At 69.9% G+C, this 21,224-nt stretch carries 19 protein-coding genes, 4 tRNA genes and 1 pseudogene; 12 read left to right on the top strand and 12 right to left on the bottom strand.

Translation table 11 applies throughout. From position 1 onward, the window contains the following. Nucleotides 1-43 precede the first annotated feature (43 nt). The 6 genes from N2652_06080 to N2652_06055 all read right to left on the bottom strand — a co-directional run bounded on the left by N2652_06080 (nt 44) and on the right by N2652_06055 (nt 2,531). Nucleotides 44-685 carry a ribonuclease HII gene (locus N2652_06080; protein ID MCX7818758.1) on the bottom strand — a complete coding sequence of 214 codons (642 nt, stop codon included), beginning with the start codon at nt 683-685 and terminating at the stop codon, nt 44-46. A gap of 8 nt (nt 686-693) precedes the next feature. After that, entirely contained in the window at nt 694-1,047 is a 354-nt protein-coding gene (gene rplS / locus N2652_06075) for a 50S ribosomal protein L19 (protein ID MCX7818757.1), read from the bottom strand. Further along, a complete protein-coding gene (gene trmD / locus N2652_06070; GenBank protein ID MCX7818756.1) occupies nt 1,044-1,757 on the bottom strand; it encodes a tRNA (guanosine(37)-N1)-methyltransferase TrmD in 714 nt (237 codons plus the stop codon). The genes rplS and trmD overlap by 4 nt, the downstream gene beginning before the upstream one ends. Before the next feature lie 9 nt (nt 1,758-1,766). Then, on the bottom strand, nt 1,767-1,997 hold the full coding sequence (locus N2652_06065) for a KH domain-containing protein (GenBank protein ID MCX7818755.1): 231 nt from the start codon (nt 1,995-1,997) through the stop codon (nt 1,767-1,769). An 18-nt stretch (nt 1,998-2,015) separates the two neighbouring features. Then, the gene (gene rpsP, locus N2652_06060; protein MCX7818754.1) at nt 2,016-2,276 is read right to left on the bottom strand and encodes a 30S ribosomal protein S16; all 261 of its coding nucleotides are present in this window, start codon (nt 2,274-2,276) and stop codon (nt 2,016-2,018) included. A 182-nt stretch (nt 2,277-2,458) separates the two neighbouring features. Beyond that, nucleotides 2,459-2,531 (bottom strand) — tRNA-Phe (locus tag N2652_06055). Between the two features lie 374 nt (nt 2,532-2,905). Here N2652_06055 and N2652_06050 point away from each other — a divergent pair. From N2652_06050 to N2652_06035, 4 genes and pseudogenes are all read left to right on the top strand, one after another. Further along, the gene (locus N2652_06050; GenBank protein MCX7818753.1) at nt 2,906-3,466 is read left to right on the top strand and encodes a redoxin domain-containing protein; all 561 of its coding nucleotides are present in this window, start codon (nt 2,906-2,908) and stop codon (nt 3,464-3,466) included. Nucleotides 3,467-3,651: 185 nt separating this feature from the next. Continuing rightward, nucleotides 3,652-3,981 (top strand): annotated as a pseudogene (locus N2652_06045) (A/G-specific adenine glycosylase). A gap of 90 nt (nt 3,982-4,071) precedes the next feature. Further along, nucleotides 4,072-4,659: an NUDIX domain-containing protein gene (locus N2652_06040; protein MCX7818752.1), complete on the top strand. Its 588-nt coding sequence runs from the start codon at nt 4,072-4,074 to the stop codon at nt 4,657-4,659. 52 nt (nt 4,660-4,711) lie between these two features. Then, entirely contained in the window at nt 4,712-6,517 is a 1,806-nt protein-coding gene (locus N2652_06035; protein ID MCX7818751.1) for an alpha-L-fucosidase, read from the top strand. A 98-nt stretch (nt 6,518-6,615) separates the two neighbouring features. Here the strand turns inward: N2652_06035 and N2652_06030 are convergent. Both N2652_06030 and N2652_06025 read right to left on the bottom strand, forming a co-directional pair. Next, nucleotides 6,616-6,692 (bottom strand) — tRNA-Val (locus N2652_06030). 87 nt (nt 6,693-6,779) lie between these two features. Continuing rightward, nucleotides 6,780-6,874 (bottom strand) — tRNA-Ser (locus N2652_06025). Between the two features lie 128 nt (nt 6,875-7,002). On the opposite strand from N2652_06025, the gene N2652_06020 reads away from it, so the two are divergent. The 6 genes from N2652_06020 (at nt 7,003) to N2652_05995 (ending at nt 12,143) form a co-directional block, all read left to right on the top strand. Beyond that, complete coding sequence (locus N2652_06020) at nt 7,003-8,094, top strand: redoxin domain-containing protein (protein ID MCX7818750.1); 1,092 nt, start codon at nt 7,003-7,005, stop codon at nt 8,092-8,094. After that, on the top strand, nt 8,094-9,188 hold the full coding sequence (aroC, locus tag N2652_06015; protein MCX7818749.1) for a chorismate synthase: 1,095 nt from the start codon (nt 8,094-8,096) through the stop codon (nt 9,186-9,188). Before N2652_06020 ends, aroC begins: the two co-directional genes overlap by 1 nt. A 76-nt stretch (nt 9,189-9,264) precedes the next feature. Continuing rightward, nucleotides 9,265-9,349 (top strand) — tRNA-Leu (locus N2652_06010). 41 nt (nt 9,350-9,390) lie between these two features. After that, nucleotides 9,391-10,482 (top strand): ABC transporter ATP-binding protein, encoded by a 1,092-nt coding sequence (locus tag N2652_06005; GenBank protein MCX7818748.1) that lies wholly within the window; start codon nt 9,391-9,393, stop codon nt 10,480-10,482. An 82-nt stretch (nt 10,483-10,564) separates the two neighbouring features. Then, nucleotides 10,565-10,792 carry a 50S ribosomal protein L28 gene (rpmB, locus tag N2652_06000; GenBank protein MCX7818747.1) on the top strand — a complete coding sequence of 76 codons (228 nt, stop codon included), beginning with the start codon at nt 10,565-10,567 and terminating at the stop codon, nt 10,790-10,792. A gap of 16 nt (nt 10,793-10,808) precedes the next feature. Then, nucleotides 10,809-12,143 (top strand): citrate synthase, encoded by a 1,335-nt coding sequence (locus tag N2652_05995; GenBank protein MCX7818746.1) that lies wholly within the window; start codon nt 10,809-10,811, stop codon nt 12,141-12,143. Between the two features lie 10 nt (nt 12,144-12,153). Here N2652_05995 and N2652_05990 read toward each other — a convergent pair whose 3' ends face one another. Further along, nucleotides 12,154-12,501, bottom strand: coding sequence for a YobA family protein (locus N2652_05990; GenBank protein ID MCX7818745.1), 348 nt, complete (start codon nt 12,499-12,501; stop codon nt 12,154-12,156). Next, nucleotides 12,498-16,418 carry an FMN-binding protein gene (locus N2652_05985; GenBank protein ID MCX7818744.1) on the bottom strand — a complete coding sequence of 1,307 codons (3,921 nt, stop codon included), beginning with the start codon at nt 16,416-16,418 and terminating at the stop codon, nt 12,498-12,500. The genes N2652_05990 and N2652_05985 overlap by 4 nt, the downstream gene beginning before the upstream one ends. Nucleotides 16,419-16,553: 135 nt before the next feature. On the opposite strand from N2652_05985, the gene N2652_05980 reads away from it, so the two are divergent. Both N2652_05980 and N2652_05975 read left to right on the top strand, forming a co-directional pair. After that, entirely contained in the window at nt 16,554-17,417 is an 864-nt protein-coding gene (locus N2652_05980; protein MCX7818743.1) for a hypothetical protein, read from the top strand. Nucleotides 17,418-17,445: 28 nt separating this feature from the next. Further along, nucleotides 17,446-17,907, top strand: coding sequence for a hypothetical protein (locus N2652_05975; GenBank protein MCX7818742.1), 462 nt, complete (start codon nt 17,446-17,448; stop codon nt 17,905-17,907). 27 nt (nt 17,908-17,934) lie between these two features. Here the strand turns inward: N2652_05975 and N2652_05970 are convergent, their stop codons facing one another. Further along, nucleotides 17,935-19,959, bottom strand: coding sequence for a beta-galactosidase (locus N2652_05970; protein MCX7818741.1), 2,025 nt, complete (start codon nt 19,957-19,959; stop codon nt 17,935-17,937). Nucleotides 19,960-20,038: 79 nt separating this feature from the next. Beyond that, entirely contained in the window at nt 20,039-21,223 is a 1,185-nt protein-coding gene (locus N2652_05965) for a hypothetical protein (GenBank protein MCX7818740.1), read from the bottom strand. Nucleotide 21,224: the final 1 nt, after the last annotated feature.

Here is a 21,224-nt window from a genome sequence, read left to right as displayed (position 1 = left end):
CCACTATATCGGAAAAAACGGCGCGGGGGGGGAGGATGCCGGCTCAGCGGATGGGGGCGGAACCGGCCAGCCGTGCGACAGGTCGGAAATGCAGCCGGTGAGCGGGGCAGGGCCCGAGCCGCCGCAGCGCATCGAGATGGGCGGGCGTACCATACCCTTTGTGTTGTGCGAAGCCGTACCCCGGATGCCGCCGTTCGAGCCTTTCCATGTAGCGGTCGCGGACGACCTTTGCGACGACGCTGGCGGCTGCGATCGAGAGGCAAAGCTGGTCGCCGCGCACAATTGCAGCGGCCGCGCAGGGCAGGCCTGGCACGGGGCGGCCGTCCACCAGGAGGTAGTCCGGCGGAGGGCGCACCCGCGCCACTGCGCGGCGCATTGCAAGGTGCGTCGCGCGCAGAATGTTCAGGCGGGCGATTTCGGCGACCGTTGCCCAGCCGATGCCGATCGCGACGCCGGGCGTGGACCGCAGCCGGGTAAGCCATGCGACGCGGGCGGAGGAGGTCAGCCGTTTCGAGTCGGTCAGGCCGTCCCAGCGCGAGTCGCGGGTGGGCGGCGCCTCTGGTGCGCCGGGCAGAACGACGCATGCGGCCACCACCGGGCCGGCCAGCGGCCCGCGCCCCGCCTCGTCCACGCCGGCGGGGCGCCGGTGGCCGGCCGCGTAGGCGGCTGATTCGAACTCCCGCAATCTGCGCCCTAGGCTTGCCGTGTTTCGACGCCGGCGGCCTTCCCCTTGCGCCGGCGCAGGTAGTAGAGCTTGGCGCGCCGGACGCGCCCCCGACCCTCGACTTCCAACTTCACGATCGAGGGCGAATGCAGTGGGAACACCCGCTCGACGCCGTAGCCGAAGGAAATGCGCCGGACGGTGAACGTCTCGGTCGAGCCGCCCCCATCACGGGCGATCACAGTACCTCGGAACACCTGCACGCGCTCCTTGTCGCCTTCTTTGATGCGCACATGGACGGCGACGGTGTCACCGATGCGGAAGTCCGGCAGGTCATCCTTGCGGCGCTGTTCGACGTCAATTTTTTCCAGAAGACGGTGTTTCATGGTGCAGTCCTTTCCTCGCCGGCCGGCGGGGCGCCGAGGAGATCCGGGCGCCGCTGGGCGGTGCGCGCAAGCGCCTGCGCCCGCCGCCACCTGCGGATTTCCTCGTGATCGCCGGACAGCAGAACTTCCGGCACCCGCATGCCCCGGTACTCCGGGGGACGGGTGTACTGGGGATATTCAAGCAGCGACTCGCTGAACGACTCCTCGGTGGCGCCCTGCGCATTGCCGAGCACGCCGGGACGCAGTCGGACGACCGCGTCTGCAACGACCGCCGCCGCCAGCGCGCCGTTCGTCAGGATGTAGTCGCCGATCGAAATTTCGTCCGTCGCCAGTCCGAGCCGGACGCGTTCATCCACACCCTCGTAGTGGCCACACAGCAGGATCAGGTGCTGTTCGCGGGCCAGTTCGCGTGCGATGGCCTGCGTGAAGCGGCGTCCTTGGGGCGTGAGCAGGATCACCCGGGCGTGCGGCGTGCGCAGCGAGTCCACCGCCTCGAAGAATGGCTCCGGCTTCATCACCATGCCCGGCCCGCCGCCGTACGGGCGGTCATCCGTGGTTCGGTGCCGGTCGTGTGTGAAGTCGCGCAGGTCCACCAGCCGGAATGCGACGCGACCCGACTGGGCGGCCCGCCGCAGCATACTTTCACCGAGGAATCCTTCGAGCATGCGCGGGAAGATCGTCACGATGTCCACCTGGAGGGTGTCCGTCATCGCCTCCGGTCATTCGATCACTTCCAGCACGGCGCGACGGCCGTTCCGCGCGGCGGCGGTGGACAGCAGCAGACGGATCGCGCCGATCGTTTTTCCGTTCTTGCCGATCACCTTGCCGATGTCGTCCGCATGGCAGCGAACCTCGTACATCGCGGTGCGCTCGCCCTGAACCTCGGTGATGCGGACCTGGTCGGGGTGGTCCACCAGATGCCGCAGAATGTACTCCAGCATGGCTTTCATGGACGGCCCCGCTGCTGCTCAGCTGCTCGCGGAGGCGCGCCGGCGATGCGTTCGCACCAGCGCACGGGCTGTTTCTGACATGTGCGCGCCAACGCTCAGCCAGTGTTCGATCCTCTCCATGTTGAGCGAGAAGTTGTCGGGGTAGGGCTTTTTCGGATCGTACCAGCCGAGCACCTCGAGAATCTTGCCGGAGGTGGCGCGCCGGGAATCCGCGGCAACGAGGCGGAAGAACGGCTTCTTGTTGCTGCCGGCGCGATGCAGCCGAATGGAGACAGACATGCGCGTACCCAATTGTTTCGCCCCGGCCGCTCCGGAACCGCGGGGCCGCCGCCGGGGCCCCGGCGTCCGCGGACTGAAACCTCCACTATAGACGGCGGATTTGCCGCCGCGCAACACGAATCACCGCACGGGCGTGACCTCTTCCTCCCCTTCTCCCGAGGTCTGCGCTGCGGCGGGGGGGGGGGCGGGGGGCGGAATCGAACCGCCGACACAAGGATTTTCAGTCCTCTGCTCTACCAACTGAGCTACCCCGCCACGACCGTAGGCCGGCCGCAGCCGGCGCGCCGCTCATAATACGTGTGGCTGCCGGCGAGTCAACGCGGCGGGGTGCGGAGCGCGCGACTTCGGCTCGGGGCCGTTGGGTGCCATCCTCCGCGCCACTCCGGCGGCGATCCGAGGCCGGTTGCTTGTTGAGCGCGAAGAGCCAGACCGGATCCCCGGCGGTCCGCGGGAGCTCCTCGACGCCGCGCCCACCCACGCGTCGGAGTCGGTGAGGTTTGGCCGGGGTGCCGGCTGGTGGCGCGCAGGCCTCGAAACTCAAAGCAATGCCGCCGGTTGAAAAGTCCGCATGCGGCAGTACAGTCCCAGTCTGATCGGTCGTGTGACCGAGGCAACAAAGGAGATGCGTCATGGTACGGATTGGTCATGTGATTCCTGACCTTGAGCTCGAGGCCTATCACAACGACGAGGTGAAAACGATACGGCTCTCCGACTATCGAGGTCGCTGGTTGATTCTGTTTTTCTATCCCGCCGACTTCACCTTTGTGTGTCCGACCGAACTGGAGGAGATGGCGGACCACTATTCGGAGTTCCAGAAACTCGACGCGGAGGTGCTCAGTGTCAGCACCGACACCGTGTACGTGCACAAGGCGTGGCACGACACCTCGAAGGCGATTCACAAGATCCGCTTCCCGATGCTCGCCGATCCGACCGGCAATCTCTGCCGTGAGTTTGGCACGTACATCCCGGAGGCGGGGCTCTCGCTGCGCGGCACGTTCCTGGTGGACCCGAAGGGCGTGCTGAAGATCATTGAGATTCACGACAACAGCATCGGCCGCAGCGCAAAGGAGCTGCTGCGGAAGCTGCAAGCCGCGCGGTTCGTGGCGGAGCACGGAGAGGTGTGCCCCGCGAGCTGGGAGCCTGGGAAGAAGGGCTTGAAGCCCGGGCTTGAGCTGGTCGGCAAGATTTGATGACCCCCGGGCGGGGCGGGACGCCGTCGCCGGCCGTGGCCGGTGAGCCCGTGGGATTCTTCGAGCTGCCGGAGCGCAGTCGGCGTGCTGCGGTGCGCCGATTGAGGGGGTGGTTTCGTCGTCACGCTCGGCCGCTGCCATGGCGTGTTGCGCGTACGCCGTACCGGGTTGTGGTGGCGGAGTTCATGTTGCAGCAGACGCGGGCCGAGACTGCGGCACGCTATTACCGGGCGTTTCTGCGGCGGTTTTCGGGCTGGCGGGCGCTGGGGGCGGCGGACGTGCACGAGGTGTTGAAGGCATGGGAGGGGCTCGGGTATTACGCGCGCGCCCGCCGGCTCCACGCGCTGGCGCGCCGGGTGATGGAGCGCCATGGGGGGCGGCTGCCCGCGGAGCCGGCCGCGCTCCGCGCGCTGCCGGGGATGGGGCCGTACGTGGTTGCGGCGGTGGGCAGCCTCGCCTTTGGGGTTCCCCTGGTCGCGGTGGATGGCAATGTTCGGCGCGTGGTCTCGAGGCTGGCGGGCGAGGATATGACGGTGCCGGACTGCCGGCGGCGCCTCGCGTCACTGCTGCCACGCGATGATCCCGGTGAGTTCAACGAGGCGTGGATGGAGCTGGGCGCGACGGTGTGTCGTCCCCGGCGGCCCTGCTGCGGGCGCTGTCCGCTGCGGGCGGTCTGCCGCGCGTTTCTGGGGGGCGATCCGGCCGCGGTTCCCCGCCCGCGCCGCCGGGCGCCGCGGCCGCACTGGACAGTCGGCGCCGCGGTGACGCTGGATGCGCGGGGGCGAGTGCTGGTTGCCCAACGGCCGGACAACTCGATGCTCGGCGGGCTCTGGGAGTTTCCCGGCGGCAAGGTGGAGCCCGGCGAAACGATCCGCGAATGCATCCGGCGCGAACTGATCGAGGAGCTGGGATTGGAGGTCGAGGTGGGACCGGAAATCGCGCGGGTCCGGCACGACTATACGCATTTCAGGATCACGCTGCACGCGTACGCATGCCGGCCGGTGCGGGGCCGCGCGCGCCCGCTGCGCTGCGCCGCCGTCGGCTGGATCCGCCCCGCCGACGCTCGACAGCTCGCCTTTTCGACGGCCGACCTCCGCGTGCTGGCGGTGGTCCTCCAACGCCATGCGGAGCTGCGCCGATGGGCCCGGCGCGGTACGTGGTCGCAACCCGCTGGCGCGCTGCGCGGAGAGTGAATTGCGCCGCCGCGGCCCCCCGCCTACAATGCGCCGCACGGGAGACACGACGATGATCACCGCTCGCCGCTCGCCATTCGTTTTTCTTGCTGCGCTGTGGTTGTGCCTGGCCGCCGCAGATTTGGTGGCGGGTGCGGAGGCTGCGCGGGATTTCATGCGCGAATCGCCGGCCGAGCGCGCCGCCCGAATGGCGTGGTTCAACGAGGCGCGCTTCGGCATGTTCATCCACTGGGGCCTGTACTCAATTCCCGCCGGCGAATGGAACGGCCGCGAAATCCCCGGCATTGGCGAGTGGATCATGCACCACGCAAAGATTCCGCTGGCCGAGTACCGGCAGCTGGTGCAGCAGTTCAACCCGGTCCAGTATGACCCGGCGGAATGGGTCCGCATCGCGAAACGTGCCGGCATGCGCTACATCGTGATCACCTCCAAACACCACGATGGCTTTTGCCTGTGGGATTCGAAGGAAACGGACTACGACGTCGCCTCCACTCCCTACCAGCGGGACCTGCTGCGGCCGCTCGCGGAAGCCGCCCGCGCCGCCGGCCTTCGGATGTGCTTCTACTACTCGATCATGGACTGGCAGCATCCCAACTACGATCCGCTGCCGGCCTGGGACAAGGATCGCCCCGGCCATCGCCCGGACATGGACGCGTATGTCCGGTATATGAAGGCGCAGCTGCGCGAGCTGGTGGAGGGGATGGGGCCGCTAGGCATCCTGTGGTTCGACGGCGAGTGGGAAGCGACCTGGACCCACGAGCGCGGCGTGGATCTCTACAACTATGTTCGCTCGCTCCAGCCGTCGATCATCGTCAACAACCGCGTGGACAAGGGGCGCAAGGGCATGGCCGGCATGACCGCGGAGGGAGAGTTTGCGGGCGATTACGGCACGCCCGAGCAGGAGGTTCCCTCCCGCGGCTTTCCCGAGGGGGTGTACTGGGAAAGCTGCATGACGATCAACGACACGTGGGGGTACAAAAAGAACGACCACAACTGGAAAAGCACGACGCAGCTGATTCGCACTCTCGTGGACGTCGCTTCAAAGGGCGGTAACCTGCTGCTGAACGTGGGCCCGAAAGCGGATGGAACGTTCCCGCTCGAGATTGTTGAGCGGTTGGACGCGATCGGGCGGTGGATGGAGAAAAACGGGGAATCGATTTACGGGACCACGGCGACGCCGTTTGCGCGGCTGAGGCAGCGCTGCACGAAGAAGGACGGCCGGCTGTACGTGCATGTCTTTGAGCGGCCGGCGTCCGGTCTGGTGGTCCTGCGCGGCCTGACCAACGCGGTCCGCAGTGCCCGCTGGCTGGCGACCGGTGCGCCGCTGGAACTCCTCCGGCACGAGGGCGCCAGCGCGGTCCGCATTCCTGCGGAGCTGCCCGATCCGCACGTCTCCACGGTTCTGGTCGAGGTGGAGGGATTGCCCGCGACCGTGCCGGTCCCGATCACGCAGGAGGAGGACGGGACCGTTGAACTGCCCGCCTCCGACGCGCGGTTAGATGGCAGCGGATTGCGCTACGAGATGCCGACGGATAGCCTCAGCGGCTGGACCACCACCGAGGAGGCGGCCGCCTGGGTCTTCCATCTCAAGCGGGCTGGCGACTATCGCGTCGAGATCGAGTACGCGTGTGCGAAGGGGGAGGAGGGCGGCACCGTCCAAGTGACGGTGGTGGACCAGGTGGTGACCGGCGAGGTCGCCGCCACGGGCAGCTCTCATCGCTTCCAGCGCAGGGAGCTCGGCCGCATCACGCTCGCGGAGCCGGGAGAGTGGCGCGCGGTGGTGCGCGGCCGCAAGCCGGAAAAGGCGAGCACGCTGATGCACTTGCGCAGCGTGCGGCTCGAGCCGGTGGCGCGCTGAAGACGGCGGGCGACGGTGTTGCGAGCCGAGCGCCCTCAGCGCAGACTTCCGCGTTCTGGAATTCGAGGGCCGCTGCGGCCCGGGCGGGGCGCAGGGAATGGTGGGCGCTACAGGACTTGAACCTGTGACCCCTACCATGTCAAGGTAGTGCTCTAGCCAACTGAGCTAAGCGCCCGACGCTTGGCTATTCGAACACTGCAGGCCGGACCTGTCAAATGGATGAAGCGATCCGACCTGCGAGGAGAGGAGGAGGTGCGCCATCTGGCGGAGAGGGGGGGATTCGAACCCCCGATACCGGTTTTACACCAGTATAACGGTTTAGCAAACCGCCGCTTTCAGCCACTCAGCCACCTCTCCGGCCGAACTGCGTGACCGCCGCTACGGTACGGGTCAGCCGATCCGAAGGCAAGCACATCAGCCGCGAAGGCACGAGGGGCGGCGTTCCGCCGTCTTGCGTCGCCGGCGGGTTCTGGGATAGTGGAGGCATGCACACATCGCTTCGTCCGCTTGTGATCGCCGCGCTCGGTGCGGGGACGGCATTGGCCCTCGACATTGGCGACCGCGCCCCGCCGCTCGATGGCGTCGCAGTCTGGCTCAACGGCGATGCAGTTCAACCCTCGAAGCCCGACGGGAAAACGCGGTATGTCGTCGAGCTTTGGGCGACGTGGTGCGGGCCATGCCGGGTGACCGCGCCGCATCTGAACGAGCTGCACGCGGAATTCAAGGACCGCGGCGTGGTCATTGTGGGCCTGACCGATGAGGACGAGGCGAAGGTGCGCCCGTTCGTCGAGTCACTGAAGCTCAACTATCGGATCGCGATTGACCCGAAGCGGACCTCCACCGAGGCGTGGTTCCGCGATGTGGAAGGGATTCCGCACGCGTTTGTGGTCGACACCAACGGCGTGATCGTCTGGGCTGGACATCCGATGGATGGCCTCCGGGATGTGCTGGCGGAGCTGGTGCAAGGCGGCTACAGCCCTGCGCGGCGGCAACAGCGCGACCAGCAGCAGGAGCTTCTGGCCGGCGCGCTGCAGGCGCAGGATTTTCCGAAGGCGCTCGGCATCGTGGATCAGATGTTGCGGGAGGAGCCACGGCGGATGGAGTTGCACCATCTGCGGATGGGGCTGCTGGCCCAAACCGGCGATCTCGACGGGGTGCGGCAGCACCAGCGGCGCTTGCTCGAGGTGTTCGCGGATGCGCCGCGGGAACTGAATGACCTGGCCTGGACGCTCGCGGCGCCCTCGCCGCTGCCGCTGGAAATGCGGGATGCGGAGGTGGCAATTCGCGCCGCCCGGCGGGCGGTGGAGCTCACCGGCGGGCGCGATGCTTCGATTCTCGACACGCTCGCGATCGTGTTGCAGTTCAGCGGCCTCACCGACGCGGCGATCGAAGTCGAAGAGCGGGCGCTCGAGGTCGCGGGGGACCCGGAGACGAAGGCCGAGGTGAGGAAGAATCTCGAATTTCTCCGCCGTGTACGCGCGGCGCGATCGCAGGCGGAAGCGGCGCGTGCCGCCGCGCTCGACACGTTGACGAACCGCCCGGCAGCGTCGGAGGGGCCGGTGAGCGGAGAGCGCTGATGTCCAGCACGTTCGGCACCTGGTTTCGCGTAACGACGTTTGGCGAGTCGCACGGGGGCGGCGTGGGCTGCGTCGTGGACGGCTGTCCTCCCCGGCTGCCGCTGTCGGAGGCGGACATCCAACCGCAGCTCGACCGGCGGCGGCCGGGCCAAAGCGACCTCGCGACGCCGCGGAATGAACCGGACCGGGTTTCGATACTCTCCGGTGTGGAGAATGGTCTGACGCTCGGCACGCCGATCGCGCTGGTGGTTGCCAATCGCGACATGCGGCCGGGCGATTATGCCGCGGTGCGCGCGGCACCGCGCCCATCCCACGCTGATTTCACGTATCTGGCGAAGTATGGCATTCATGCGTCCAGCGGTGGCGGGCGCTCCAGTGCGCGGGAAACCATCGGCCGGGTGGCCGCCGGCGCGGTTGCGGAGACCTGGCTGCGCCGTCGGTTTGATGTCGAGATCGTTGCCTGGGTGGCTGCGATCGGCGAGGTGGCCGCGCCGGAACCGGCGGTGGAGACGCTCAGTCGCGCGCAGGTGGATGCGCATCCGACGCGCTGTCCCGATGCGGCGGCCGCGGAGGCGATGGCGGCGACGGTGCGCGCGGCGCGGGAGGAGGGGGACTCGGTGGGTGGTGTTATCGGTTGTGTGTGCCGCGGGGTTCCGGCCGGCTGGGGCGAGCCGGTGTTTGAGAAGCTGGAGGCGCGGCTCGCCCAGGCGATGCTCTCGATACCGGCGACGAAAGGGTTCGAGATCGGCTCCGGTTTTCAGGGCGCGCGGCTGCGGGGCTCGCAGCACAACGACCTGTTTGTTTGGAAGGGCGGCCGGCTCGGCACCGCGACGAACCGCAGTGGAGGGGTCCAGGGAGGGGTATCGAACGGGGAACCGATCGTGTTTCGGGTCGCGTTCAAACCGCCCGCGACGATCGGCCGGCCCCAGACCACCGCGCGTTTCGACGGCGAACCGACGGTGTTGGAGGCCGGGGGTCGGCATGACCCGTGTGTGGTCCCGCGGGCGGTGCCGATTGTTGAGGCGATGGCGGCCCTGGTTCTGGCGGACGCGGCGCTGGCCCAGCTGGCAAGGGAGGGAGCCGCGCCGAGGTGAACACCGGCGCACCGCCGCGCCTTGCGCCTGCCGGCCGGCTGGGCTAGGCTCATTTGCGGCGTCCATGAAGCCCGGTGCTCGGGTGGTGGAATCGGCAGACACGCATGTTTGAGGGGCATGTGCCGCAAGGCGTGGGGGTTCGAATCCCCCCCCGAGCACCATTCCGAAAGGTCGGCCGCGCGCTTGCCGGGAACCACCCCCGATGCCCGCTCCGCTGGCGATTGAGGGCCTGACCAAACGGTTTGGCGGCCGCGTGGCGCTCGACGAAGTCTCTGCGAAGATCGAGCCGGGGGAGCTCTTCTTTCTGTTGGGGCCCAGCGGCTGCGGCAAAACGACGCTGCTGCGATGCGTCGCCGGGCTCTGCCGCCCAGATGCGGGTCGCATCCGACTGGACGGCGCGGATATCACCGACCGCCCGACCCACCTGCGCGGTACTGCGATGGTCTTCCAGTCCTACGCGCTGTGGCCGCACATGACCGTGTTCGAAAATGTCGCGTTTGCGCTGCGGGTCCAGCGCCGGTCTGCGGCGGAGGTGCGGCGTCGCGCCATGCAAGCGTTGGAGCGGGTACGGCTGGCCGACCGGGCGGACGCACGACCGGCGGAGCTCTCGGGCGGCCAGCAGCAGCGGGTCGCGCTGGCGCGCGCGCTGGCGGCGGAGCCGCGGTGCCTGCTGCTCGACGAGCCGCTCTCGAACCTGGATGCGCAACTGCGCCTTGAGATGCGCGGCGAAATCCGCCGGCTCTGTCGCGAGGCCGGACTGACCACACTGTACGTCACGCACGATCAGCGGGAAGCGATTGCGATCGCCGACCGGCTCGCCGTGCTCCGGGACGGCCGGCTGGAACAGTGCGGGACGCCGGAGGAGGTATACGCGCGGCCCGCGAACCGTTTCGTCGCCCGGTTTCTTGGTGCGGCGAACTTTCTGGAGGGTCGCATTGTCGGCCGCAGCGGAGGGGCGCTGCGGGTCGAAACGCCGGTGGGGACGGTGCTGGCCTCATGTGGAGTCAACTATCCGGCGGAGGGGCGGGTCGTGACGCTGTGCGTGCGACCGGAAGCGTGCCGCCTTCTGACGGACCGCGTCGCGGTGGAGGGGCCGAACGTGTTCGCGGCGCGGCTGGTGAGGTCGGTATGGCTGGGCGAGACGGTGCGCCACGAAGTGCAAGTGGGCCGGGGAGAGGCGACGGTGCTTTTCGAAGTCGTGGAGCTGCGTCCCACCGTGCGTGCACGGGAAGGGGAGATGATGGAGGTGTGGCTGGCAGTGGCGCCGGAGGACCTCGTGGCGCTGCCCGGCTGAGCGGAGCGATGGGGTTGCCGGCTCTCCCGAGCGAGGGTAGACTGGCGGACTTGTTCGAAAGTCACGCAGGAGCGCGACGGCCATGGCACGAGTCTGCGAGCTGTGCGGAAAGAAACCGGTGACGGGCAATCGCATTGTCCGGCACGGTCTGGCGAAGAAAAAGGGCGGCATCGGCATGCACACCACCGCGGTGACGCGTCGCCGTTTTCTGCCGAACCTACGCAAGGTGCGTGTTCGCGAGGGCACCTCGTGGGTGACCCGCAAGGTGTGCATGAGCTGTTTCCGGCGGGTGGGCGCCGCGGCGGTCTGAGCGGAGGGCGGTCCGGATGGGTGCGCGCCGCCGCTCGACCAGTGCTCCGTCCACCAGCGAGGATCACGTCCGGCTAACGTGGGGCGGGCGGAGCTGGACCTATCCGGTGCGCCGGGGCACCGAGGGCGAGGTCGCGGTGGACATCTCCACGCTGCGGCGCGACACCGGTCTGATCACGCTGGATCCGGGCTTCGTCAACACCGGCGCCTGCACCAGCGACATCACCTACATTGACGGCGAGCGCGGCATTTTGCGGCACCGCGGCTACGCGATCGAGGACCTCGCCGAGCACTGTGTGTTCCTCGAGGTGGCGCACCTGCTGATTCTCGGCAAGCTGCCGAACCGCCGCGAGTGGCAGCGGTTCTCGGACCTGATGAACCGCCACTCGATGATCCACGAGGACATGCGCGCATTCTTCCTGAACTACCCCGAACACGCGCATCCGATGGCGGTCCTCTCCGCGATGGTCGTCTCGCTCTCTTCGTTCTATCCCGAGATCGAGCAGCAAGACCCGGACGAGCCGCTCGACATCACCGCGACGCGGCTACTGTCGAAACTGCGCACGATCGCGGCGTTTTCCTACAAGAAGTCGATCGGCGAGCCGTTCGTCTATCCGAGCCATCGGATGAGCTACTGCGAGAACTTTCTGAACATGATGTTCTCCTCGCCGGTGAACGACTACTGGCCGGATCCGGTCGTCGTGCGGGCGCTGAATCTGTTCCTGATCCTTCATGCGGACCACGAACAGAACTGCTCGACCTCGGTGGTGCGCATCGTCGGCAGCGCGGGCAGCAGCCTGTACGCCTCGATCTCCGCAGGCATCTGTGCGCTGTGGGGGCCGCTCCACGGCGGCGCGAACCAGGCAGTGATCGAAATGCTGGAGCGGATCCTGCGGGAGGACCGCGGCCGCGTGGACAAGGTGATCGAGCGCGCGAAGAAGGGCGACCCGAAGCACCGGCTGATGGGGTTCGGTCACCGTATTTACAAGACGTACGATCCCCGTGCGCGAATCGCGAAGGACGCGTGCACGAAGCTGCTCGCGCGGCTCGGCATGCACAACGATCCGGTGCTGGAGGTCGCGATGGAGCTGGAGGAGCGCGCACTGCAGGATCCGTACTTCCAGGAGCGGCACCTCTACCCGAACGTAGACTTCTACACCGGCATCGCGTACCGCGCGATGGGCATCCCGACGAACATGTTCACCGTGATGTTCGCGATCGGCCGGCTGCCGGGTTGGATCGCGCACTGGATGGAGAACCGCCGGGATCCCGCGCAGAAGATCGGACGTCCGCGCCAGCTGTACACGGGCGAGACGGCGCGCCCGTTCGTGCCGATGGATCAGCGCCCCTGAACCGCCGTCGCTACTCGATCTCGATCTTCGCGGCGGTGCCCTGAACGGGGTAGGACTCCGCAACCGGGCCGGTGACCCAAGCGCGGACCGTTCGCCCCGGGCGCAGATCGGCGAGCGTCGCCGGTGCGCCGCTCCCGCGCCAGCGCAGCACGGTGTGCGCGGTGACCCGCAGCACCGCCTTCTGCGAGCCGGAAGGCTCGCGCGGATTCTCTTCAATCCTGACGCGATCGCGCTCAACGGCGGTGATTACGCCGCGAATGTATGCACCGCCGTCGGGCAGCGGGGGGGCATCGTCGGCCTCGCAGCCGCCAGCCGCAACGATCACAAGGATCGCGCCCAGCCAGTCGTGTCGTCTCATGGTGGCGTCGGTTCCTCCGGGGCCGGACGGCCGCCCCGCCACCGTGGCCGCGGCGGTGACGCTGTGTCGGAGCCTTCGGGCGGCCCCAGCCGGGAATAGTACATCGCTTCTCGGTCGGACAAATGCCCCGCGCGCTGACGCTCGCGGATCCGGCGCAACGTGTCCTCGTCGAGCGCAGTGCCACCGCGGCGCGCGGGATGTTCGGCCTCTGCCGTCGGCGCCGCCGTGGCAGCGGTCCATGTGTCAGGGCGGTGCCGCGCGGCCCCGCCGATCGCCATCAGCGCGATCGCGGTCATTGCGCCCAGCCAGCGGCGCCAGACCGAGACGGGAGCGGCGGCGACGAGCTCCGCGGCATCGTCGCGGCAGCGATCGCAGGCCAGACAGTCCAGATCCGTGCGCGCCCGCACGCCGAACTCACAGGCGCGGGGGCGAACCGCGGGCCAGAACCGCTCGAGCGGCCGCAGCGCGGCGACCGCTGCAAGCCACGCACCGGTGGGGCAGAGCGCGCGGCACCAGAACCGCGGTACGAACCATGAGATCGCGATCAGCGTCAGCACCGCCGCGCCGGCAGGCCGTGACAGGTCGTGCGCAAACGCGAGCGCGAGCGGGTCGAGGTCCTCGAGGCGCGCTGTCGGCGCCGCCAGCATCGCCGTCGCGGCCAGGCCGAGCAGCGCGTATTTCACCCACCGCGCCTCCCGCCATGCGGCGGCCGGCGGCGGTCGCCAGCGCCGGGGCCGCAGCGCCGCGGCCAGCTCTTGCACTGCGCCGAACGGGCACAGCCAGCCGCAGTAAACGTTGCCGACGAGCGCGACCAGCAGCGGTACCGCAACCGGCAACACCCATGCGAGATTCCAGCCCGGTGCCGGCCAGGGCCACTCCAGCCAGACCCGCAGGTGGGCCACCGACAACTGCACGTTCAGCCAGCGCCCCAGCACCGCGGCCGTCGCCGCGAGCGCGAGGATGCGGATATGCCGCCGCGCCGGCGCTCGGCGCAGCACGAGCGCGCCAAGCGCGAACGCCGCAAGCGTGAGCGTCTGGTGGGGGATGCGGGCGGTGCGGTTCGCGGCGGTTTCGTGCGCGCCGCGCAGCTGTACGGCCGCCGCGAAACGGGGCCCCGCTTCGCGCAGCGTGTCGAGCACCGCGCGGGACGAGACCGTTGCGCCGCTGACCGCGTCCACCGGTGGTGGTGCGCCCGGATCCGCGATGCGCCAGCCGCGCAGCGCGCCCCACCAGTGCTGCAGCCGCTCGAAATAGCGCGGCGTTTCGCGGGACCGGAGCACGCGCACGCCGAGGATCGCGCCGTCGCGATCGAGCGCGACCGCCAGTTCGATCGGGCCTGCGTAGCCAGGCACCGTCGCGGCGACATCCGCGGTGGAGAAGCACCACGCCTCGGGCGAGCTGGCGGGGCCGGCCACGTAACCGCGGATGCGGCGGCCGTCCGGAGTGCTCCACGTCTGGGGGCGCAGCTCGCGGTCGGGCAGCAGCGCGCGGGCTGCGGCCGCCAGCGCCTCGCCGGTGTCGCCGCCCGGTTCCGCGCGCCATGCGAGCGTGAACACCGCCGCGACGAGGAACCACCAGCCGGCGACCGCACCGATGCGCCGCGCGACGACGTCGGCGGTGTCATCCACTGGCCGGCGGACAGGTGGCGCGGGGAGCGAGGCGGGCAGCACGGCGGTGAGCAGCGCGGCGGCCCACCCGGCCCAACCGCCCAGCCCCAGCGCCGGGATCACCACCAGCCCCGAGACGAGCGCGCCGAGCATCCCGCCGAGGTGATCGAACAGCTCGAGGATTGCACCGGCGGACACTTCCGGCAGGCGGCCGGCGAGCCGGCGGGCGGCGAAGGGGACGTATGCGCCGCCGAGTGCGCCGAGCGCAGCGGAGGCAGCGGCCAGCGCCGACTGCGGCAGCCGTCCCTCCGCACGACCGAGCGATGCGAGCAGGACCAGATGCAGCGCGAGCACCAGCCACAGCGGCGGCCGAGAGGGCATTGGACCGCCGCGCATCCAGATGCGCTCGCCCGCCGACGCGCCCACCCACGCGCCGGTCATATAGAGCGCCGACAGCGCACCGACGTGAAGGAACAGGCTACCGTGGTGCGTCTGCCAGGCCAGCATCACGGCGAGCGCGCCCGTCATTCCCGCCGCGCCAGTCGCCCCAATCATCAGCGCCGCTTCGCCCAGCGGCACCGGCGCGGCGGCATCACGCCCGCGGCGACGGGCGGCCAGCCGCAGCGCGGTGGCGGCCAGCATGGCGGCAATCAGCGCCAGCGCGGCCGGCCGCACCGACCTGCTCCACACCGCCGCCGCACGCGGATGGCCCGCCTGCCGCAGCCCGAGCGCGAGCGCCGGAATCAGCGCCGCCGGCCGCGCGTCGCTCAGCCTGAGCGCGTCGTCGCCGATGCGTCGTCGCCATTGCGCGTAGCGGGCGAGCTGTGCTTCCGCGCGCTCGGGCGGGAATGCCGCAGTGACGACATCCGCCGGCGCAAGGCGTTCCGCGCCCGGGATCGCCGCGTACAGTCGCGCCAGCCGCAGCGGCGGGGCGAAACCCGAGATCCGATCGGTCATCAACCAGCGGCTTTCATCGCCGGGCTGCAGGAGTACGTGCCGGAAGACTCCCTCGGCGGTCGCTGCGAGCGCCGCGCCCAGTCGCGAGAGCTCGGGCCCCAGGTAGGCCGCACCGCCGGGGAATCGCAGCCCCGCCACGCCGCCCTCCGTCAGCCGCGCGCGGACCAGCGCGAGGAACTCTGCGGTCAGGAGCCGGTGATCGGCGAGCGTCAGTGGCGGGCCCGCCTCGATCGCGATGAGGTCGAACCTTTCCTTCGTCGCGGCCAGCCATGCGCGTAGGTCCCCCTCCAGCGCGACCATCCGCGCGGGATCCGGCCGCAGGTGCGGTGGCAGACGCGCGGGCCACGCGCGCGCGAAACCGGGATCGGGAGGCGCCCAGACGACGCGCTCGATGCTCGGCAGGCGCAGCAGCGCGAGCGCCAGCCCGTACGTGTCCGGACCGGCCACCAGCACGCGGCGAGCGGTCGGCACGGTGGAAAGGTAGATCGCGGCGGTTGCGGCGGCGTGGTCGCCGGCGCCGACGGTTTCGACGATCGACTCGCGGGACTGCGCGATCCACGCCCCCTCCCGTTCACCGAACCGGTACGTGGCCTGGCCGGTGGCGAAGCGTCCCCGGAACGCGGAGACCGGCAGCAGGCGCGACCATACGAACCGGTCGCGCCGCTCGGTGAGCTGTTGGTCGAGCCTCAGCGCGACCGTGAGCGCCGCGGCCAGCGGCAGCGCCGCCGGCGCAGCGCAACGCGCACCGCGCCCGCTGGCGAACGCGGCGGCTGCCGCCAGCAGTGCCATCCCGGCGAGCGCCAGCCGTTCCTCCGCCCAGCCGGCGCTCAGCGCAAGGGTCGCGCCCAGGCCACCGGCCGCCGCGCCGAGCGCCTCGAGCCGGTAGACGCGCGCGACGGAGCGTCCGCCCCCGAGCCGCGCGACACCGCAGGCGGCGGTGAACACCAATCCGGTGACGAAGCTGACCGGCGCATTGACCACCCAGGCCAGTGGCAGCAGCCGCACGATCGGGAACAGCTCGTGTGGCGAGACACCGGCCAGGGGGCGAAGGTTGAGCGTGAGGAGAACCTGCAGCGCCGTGGCGGGCAGCTGGGCGAGCGCGGCGAGCGCGACCGCGGGCCACGACGGCGACCGGCGCGCCAGCCCGCGGCCCGCCGCCGCGCCGACCGCGACCCACATCAGCCACGCGGCGAAGAATGCAGCAACGCCGAACTCGCTGCCCTCGACCGTTTCGAAAAAGGCGCGAAACAGCACCGTCTGGGCGACGACCGCCCACATTCCCGCCGCGCTCACGAGTGCGGCGGCGGCAGCGGGCAACGGCCGGATCGGCTCGCCGGCATCGGACGGGTTCATCGCGCCTAGCATAGGCTCGAGCGGTGGCGGGGCAATGCGTTTTCTGGTGCCGGGCTTGACGGCGGCAATGAGGCTGCACAATATGCGCGCGCCCGGCGCGCAGTTCTCCGGTCGCCAGGGTGTGGAGGTCGCAGCGTGAGAGGTGGATGGTGGTGGGTTATCGGCGCCGTCGCGGCGGTCGCGAGCAGTCGGGCGGCGGAGATGGTTTGCCCGGTGCTCGACGTGCCGCCGGCGCAGTTTGTGCAGGGCTCCGCCGGCTACGTCGGGCGGGCGGCGCTCTCGGAGCGGGGTGCCCGCGAAATGGGAGTGGCCGAGTTCGAGGTCGGCGGCGATCTGTGGTACTGGGAAAACGACCTTGGCGCGGACGTGCTGCTGAGCGGCCACTGGGCGGTGCAGACGCTGGAGGGCTATGGCGAGGGCACTTCGTTCTATCTGTTGCACCGAGGATATCTGCGAGTGGCGTGGCAGCAGCGGTATCTGGGCGGATTTGGCTCGATCGTGCACGCCTCGCCGGGGCTCTACACGACGTTTGACGGGCTGAGCGCGCGCGCGCTCGGATGCCCTGCGGGCCTGACGCTGGTGCAGGCGCCCTCGCCCGAATGGGCGATTCTGCTCGGCGCCACGGCGTATCCGGGCTTCGACGTGGTGGTGGACCCGCAGGCGGGTCTTGTCTGGCGGCCGGGCCCCCATCTGCGGCTCGAGCTCGGCTATCCCGAGACGAAATTTGCAGTGGGCGATCCGGACGGACTGCGGTTTGTGATGGGCGGATGGTACCGGCGCTGGCCGGAGTACGACATGCCGGATGACCCTCGTGAGCGGGTACAGTTCCGCGAGGCTCGCGCGTGGCTGGGCCTCGAATGGGACATCGCCCGCGTCGTGCGGCTCTCGCTGGTCGGCGGGGTGGTGTTCGCCCGCGAAATTGACTTCACCAACGGCGGCACGCCGCTGGATGTGGACGAGGCACCGTTCGTGCAGCTCACGATCGGCGGACTGTACTAACAGCCGCCGCGGCTCAGGAGATCATGCAATGCAGACAACGATCCGAATCACAGCGCCCATCCTTATCGTGCTATTGCTGGGCTGTGAGTTTGAGCCCGGCCAGGGCAATGTTCCGCCGGTCGCCGATGAAAACGCCGCAACCTTTCTGAGCCACGTCGAGCGGCGCAACCTCGCCGACGGACCCGGCGGCTTTGTGAACAACCCGGAGAACAGCCGCGGCACGCTGAAGCTGGTCTTTCCGGCAGCGTACAGCGACCGCATCGAGCAGGTGCGCGTGTACACCGCGGAGGGCGAGCTCTTCGACACGCTGTATCGCCAGACGCCGGACGAGCACGGGAACCGCCAGCGTTACTACGGCACCCGACCGATCGAAGACTATCCGGACAACCTCCACGTGCTGGTCACGCTGCTGGAGCCGAAGCCGGACGGCACGACGGCCGAATCCCACTTTGTGTTCGTGCTGCCCGACCCGCAGCGTCGCATGGATTAGATTGCGTCGCCCACGGCGGCGACCGGATCATCTCGGGCCCGAGGCGGGACCGAGCAGCGCGCCAACCAAGTCGCTGGCCTCCGGCAGTGGCGCATCGCTGACCGCCAGCAACGGCGGCTCCGCGGGGTCCAGCCGCAGCCGCAGGCGGTCGACCCGGCCGAACCGACGGCCGGTGCGAAGATCCGCGGCGTGCAGCGGCTGCGCGAAGACCACCTCAACCTCGGTGGCGTCTGCCGCGGCCCGCTCGGTGATGGTGAGGTCCTCGCCCATCGTTGCGCCGGTTTCCGGGCTGAGGCCAACGAGCCGCACCGCGTCGAGCCGGCGGCGGAACACTGCGACCGGCCCGCCGCCCTCGACGCGCAGCGGTGGGGCAAGATCCGCCAAGTGCGCAACCGGATCGGGCGGCGGATCCGAGCTTTGTGGCGGCATCGCCGCGGTCTCGCGCAACCGTCCGCGCTCGTCCCAGGCGGCGGGCTCGCCGTCGTAGATCAGCCGTCCGCCGGCGGCGGTAAATTCGCGCAGCGCTGCGAGCTCCCGGTCCGACATCGCCCAAGACCCCGGCATCACCAGCGCGCGCCAGCGGCCGCGGAGCAGCTCACCGGCCTCGATCTGGGAAGACGCGAGGAAGCGCGGGCTCCAGCCGGCGGCGCGCAGAGCGGAGAGCCATCGCACCCGGAGCGCGGCCTGCCGGTTGTGCTGCGCCTCGTAGCTGGAAAAGCGGCGCGGCCAGGTGCGGCCGTCCACCGTGGACTCCAGCAGCCAGTTCACCTGGATGCTGGGCTGCGAATAGTGGATCGCGATCGGGTCCCATTCCGGCGTCGCGCGCAGCCACAGCTCCGTGAGCGGGCCCCGCAGCGGCCGCACCGCCGCGGCCAGCGCGCGACCTTTCGGCGTGAGCGGCAGATCGGGCGCGTCCCACTGCAGACAGTCCTCGCTCCACCAGAGGATGCAGCCGCGGTCGCCCTCCAGCAGCAGACGCCACAAACGACGGCGCGCGGTCGCTTCGTCCGCCTCACCGATCGTGCTCAGCAGCGGCCGATCCTCCATGAACGAGCCGAAGATCGCGCGCGCGGCGCCGATGTCGTAGGGCTCCGCCCAGTCCACCGCACGCGCCAGCCGCTCGAGGTCGAAGCCGCCGAACGCGTGCGGCATCTGCGTGCCCTCGATGCCCACCGGTGTGAGGGGATCGACCGCGCGCATCTCGCGGCGCAGCTCGTCGAGCAGCTCGGCCCAGGTCTGGTCGAGAAAAGTGCGGAACTCGCACCACGGCGCGAAATTCCACCGCCGGGGCGTCCGGCGCGCTTCCTCCGCCCGGAACACGACGCGCGCCAGCGCGGACCAGTCGGGTGCCCCCTGCGGGTGGTCGGCGCCGGAGACCATCCGGTGTTTGATCTCGTCGGTGGAGAAGGGACGGACCGCCGACCAGTCCGGGAAGCGGGTTGCCCACGCTCGGTTCAGCGCGTCCAGATCGGTGTACCGGTTGCGCAGCCACGCGCGAAACGCTTCGAGGGTGGGGCCGGACCAGTCGTAGTCGAACGGATTTGCGGAGATGGTGATCGAGAGCTCGTCGCGCAGGTTGTAGGCCAGCGGCGAGTGCGGCGCATGGCGGCGGGCGCTCTCGCGCGCCTCGCGGCGGGCCCAGGCGCGCCACTCGGGATCATAAAGTCCGTACTCGCGCACGAACGCGGCGGGGTCGCGGGTCGCCATCCAGCGGTTGATGAACGCATTCCAGTCCCGCACGGACGAGTTCCATTTGAGGCAGAGGCCGCGGTTGACGACGTTCTCAACGTAGTACCGCACGCCCGCGGCCACCCACGGGTCCGGCGCGGCACGGCCGTGCACCATGCCGGCGGTCGCGCCCAGCTCGCGCAACCGCTGCAGGAACAGCGGCCAGCGTGAGGGGTCGCTGTGCGCGCTCTCGCCGACCCAGAGGATCACTTCGTACTGCAGCCATGCGCGCGGTGGCGGCAGCGGCGGGGAGGTCCCGGCGGCGCCGACGAGAGCCACCGGCAACAGAACGGCCGCCGACCCGGCGAAGCGGATTCGGATCATCGCGGCTCTCCTCAACCCCCCGTGGGGGGCGGATTGCACTCTACCGAAGACCCGCGCGTGCGGCCAGCCGCGCGGCCGATCAGTCCGGGCCGCTGGCCAGTTCGAAGTCGCGTCCGCGCAGAATGCGGCCGTCACCGATCAGTTCGGCGCCGATCAGACGCACGCGCGCGCCGCGTTCGAGCTGCTCGAGCAGGCGTTTGGTCCGCGCGCGCTCGAGATGGCGCGTGAGCACTTCGCAGGAGCGCATCGAGCCGTCCGCGGCGCACAGCCACGACTGGATGCGGCCGCCGGTGTGGCGCACGGGGCCGACCAGCCGGCCGCTGGAGGGGTCGGAGGAGGCGGCCGGTGCGGGGGCGCGCTCGACCGCCAGAAAGGAGTACGAGAGCACTCCGATGTCGCGATGTAGCCGGCGGTTCATCCATCGCAGGCTGGCCGGCACGTTCCAGCGCCGGACCTCGTGACACCACACGTTGGAGCGGCCCAGCGCGAGGATCGGGCAGGGTCGGTGGTGGGGGCAAGGGGCGAGGATTCGCAGATCGTCGCGCACGGCGAGCGCGTCGCGCAGACGCTCGATCCGCACGGCGCAGGCGCGGGTCGCCGGTTCCAGCAGCACCAGCCATCCGCCGGGCCGCAGCTGTTCGATGTGCCGTCGCATCCACTCCAGCACCGTTGCGTCCGACGCGGTTTCAAACATCTCGTTCAGTGAGAAGCCGGCGATCGCGATGTCCACCGGTTCCGGCGGTAGCCACACGGTCGCGTCGGCGGGCGCGCGCACCACCACCGGATTACGGCGGCTGCCGAGTTCGCGCGCGAGGCCGACGAGTCGGTCCAGTGCACCGGCGTGCTGGTCACAGGCGAGGAGGCGGCATCGGGCGCGGGGGCGAAGCGCGCGGACGATGTCCACCGCGGCCAGCCCCGCCGCACCGGTGCCGGCGCCGATGTCCGCAATGAGAACGTCCGGCCGGCGCAGTCGAAACCACGTGGTCTCGGAGGCGACCGTCGCACACTCCGCCAACACGAGCCGCGCGCGAACGTGGGTGCGAGGGAAAAAGAACAGCCCATAGGCGGCGGTCAGCCGCGCATCGCGGCCGTATCCGCCGAATCCGGCTTCGCGGTCGGTGGTGAAGCGATCGGAGAGTTCGGCGGCCGCGCGCGCGAGCCGGTCGCAGGCGTCCTCCGGCGATGTGGCGCCGGTCGCGCGCATGGCCAGCCGCAGCCAGGCCCGCTCCAGCGCTTCCGGATAGCCCAGCGAAAAGACCGCCACC

The sequence above is a fragment of the Kiritimatiellia bacterium genome (genome assembly GCA_026417735.1).
Lineage (GTDB): Bacteria > Verrucomicrobiota > Kiritimatiellia > PWTM01 > PWTM01 > CAACVY01.
This window is presented reverse-complemented; position numbering and strand designations above follow the sequence as displayed.

Excerpts from the sequence above, each read along its gene's own strand:
- rplS (MCX7818757.1), bottom strand. The coding sequence starts at position 1,047 with ATGAAACACCGTCTTCTGGAAAAAATTGACGTCGAACAGCGCCGCAAG.
- rpsP (MCX7818754.1), bottom strand. The coding sequence starts at position 2,276 with ATGTCTGTCTCCATTCGGCTGCATCGCGCCGGCAGCAACAAGAAGCCG.
- N2652_06050 (MCX7818753.1), top strand. The coding sequence starts at position 2,906 with ATGGTACGGATTGGTCATGTGATTCCTGACCTTGAGCTCGAGGCCTAT.
- N2652_05995 (MCX7818746.1), top strand. The coding sequence starts at position 10,809 with ATGGGTGCGCGCCGCCGCTCGACCAGTGCTCCGTCCACCAGCGAGGAT.
- trmD (MCX7818756.1), bottom strand. The coding sequence starts at position 1,757 with ATGACGGACACCCTCCAGGTGGACATCGTGACGATCTTCCCGCGCATG.
- N2652_05985 (MCX7818744.1), bottom strand. The coding sequence starts at position 16,418 with ATGAACCCGTCCGATGCCGGCGAGCCGATCCGGCCGTTGCCCGCTGCC.
- rpmB (MCX7818747.1), top strand. The coding sequence starts at position 10,565 with ATGGCACGAGTCTGCGAGCTGTGCGGAAAGAAACCGGTGACGGGCAAT.
- N2652_06065 (MCX7818755.1), bottom strand. The coding sequence starts at position 1,997 with ATGAAAGCCATGCTGGAGTACATTCTGCGGCATCTGGTGGACCACCCC.
- N2652_05990 (MCX7818745.1), bottom strand. The coding sequence starts at position 12,501 with ATGAGACGACACGACTGGCTGGGCGCGATCCTTGTGATCGTTGCGGCT.
- N2652_06035 (MCX7818751.1), top strand. The coding sequence starts at position 4,712 with ATGATCACCGCTCGCCGCTCGCCATTCGTTTTTCTTGCTGCGCTGTGG.
- N2652_05975 (MCX7818742.1), top strand. The coding sequence starts at position 17,446 with ATGCAGACAACGATCCGAATCACAGCGCCCATCCTTATCGTGCTATTG.
- aroC (MCX7818749.1), top strand. The coding sequence starts at position 8,094 with ATGTCCAGCACGTTCGGCACCTGGTTTCGCGTAACGACGTTTGGCGAG.
- N2652_06020 (MCX7818750.1), top strand. The coding sequence starts at position 7,003 with ATGCACACATCGCTTCGTCCGCTTGTGATCGCCGCGCTCGGTGCGGGG.
- N2652_06040 (MCX7818752.1), top strand. The coding sequence starts at position 4,072 with ATGGAGCTGGGCGCGACGGTGTGTCGTCCCCGGCGGCCCTGCTGCGGG.
- N2652_05970 (MCX7818741.1), bottom strand. The coding sequence starts at position 19,959 with ATGATCCGAATCCGCTTCGCCGGGTCGGCGGCCGTTCTGTTGCCGGTG.
- N2652_06005 (MCX7818748.1), top strand. The coding sequence starts at position 9,391 with ATGCCCGCTCCGCTGGCGATTGAGGGCCTGACCAAACGGTTTGGCGGC.